This is a genomic window from Mesorhizobium abyssinicae, assembly GCF_049887195.1.
In the GTDB taxonomy this organism is placed as follows: domain Bacteria; phylum Pseudomonadota; class Alphaproteobacteria; order Rhizobiales; family Rhizobiaceae; genus Mesorhizobium; species Mesorhizobium abyssinicae.
This window is the reverse complement of record NZ_JARAKC010000090.1, coordinates 1-1,130: the sequence shown is the minus strand read 5'-3', so window position 1 is coordinate 1,130 and position 1,130 is coordinate 1. Positions and strand designations below refer to the sequence as shown.

Sequence of the window (1,130 nt, the reverse complement as noted above, 5' to 3'; positions counted from 1 at the left end):
TTCTTCTCTGGTTGCCGCCCTCGATGCAAGAAGCTTTCCAACCTGATGTTCGGTGATCGAGTGCGTTCTTCTCTCAGGCCTTTTCCTCGCGGCCTTTCAAGAAGCCGCTGGCCGGTATGGTGATCTGCGGATCGGGTCCAAATCTTCTGCAAGAGCTTTTCAAGCTCGCGAACGACGGCTGGTTTTCCCAACCCAGATCTATTCGATCATTGCGCCCATTCAGGTCGTCGACTTCCTACACCTCCCTTCACCGACGCTAGTTTGCGTAGCATGCATTCATCATGCCGCCACCACACACGTCGGATCTCGATAATCTTCTTTCTTCGTCATCATCCCCCAGATCGCCCGCGCCATTTTGTTCGCAAGCGCGATCGCGACCAGCATGAGCGGCTTGCGACGCAGCATCCGTCCCAGCCATGATCCCTCGACGATCGATTTGCGAGCCAGCACTGTCAGGCGTGACATCGCGCCAATGATCAACAAAGATCGGATATCAGTCTGTCCGGCCTTCGACACACGTCCAAGTCGCTCCTTGCCACCGGAAGTGTATTGGCGTGGCACGAGGCCAAGCCAGGCCGCAAAATCTCGTCCGCGTTTGAAGCTCTCCATCGGAGGAGCAAAGCCGCTGATCGCCAGCGCGGTCTGTGGCCCGACGCCCGGCATTGTCTGCAGTCGCCGCGCTGTATCAGTCGCCATGGACAGGGTTCTGGCCTTCTTCGTCTTGCCTTCGATCCGAGCTGTCTTCTCGGCAATCTGCTCAATCAGGTCGCGGCATTCCTCGCGTACCAACTCGGGCAGGTCACTGTTGGGTGCCTCCAGGATGCTCTCAATCCGCTTAATGTGAGCGATTCCTTTCGGAACGATATGGCCATACTCATACAGCACCGAACGCAGAGCATTCACAAGCTCGGTGCGCTGATGGACAAGGCGCTCCCGCGTTCGGAACAGCACAGCGCAGGCTTGCTGAGCTTCCGACTTCGGCTGGACAAAACGCATCTCGGGGCGCTGTGCCGCAACGACGATTGCCTCAGCATCGGCAGCATCGTTTTTCTGCCTTTTCACAAAGGGCCGCACATATTGCGGCGCGATCAGTTTCACCTCATGGCCAAGCTTGACCATTTCCCGCGCCC

At 57.5% G+C, this 1,130-nt stretch carries 1 protein-coding gene; it reads right to left on the bottom strand.

Translation table 11 applies throughout. The annotated features are described in order from the left end of the window. Positions 1 to 279 precede the first annotated feature (279 nt). Positions 280 to 1,130, bottom strand: an 851-nt coding sequence (locus PU724_RS33745; protein ID WP_354426091.1) for an IS110 family RNA-guided transposase, incomplete at its 5' end; no start/stop codon positions are given.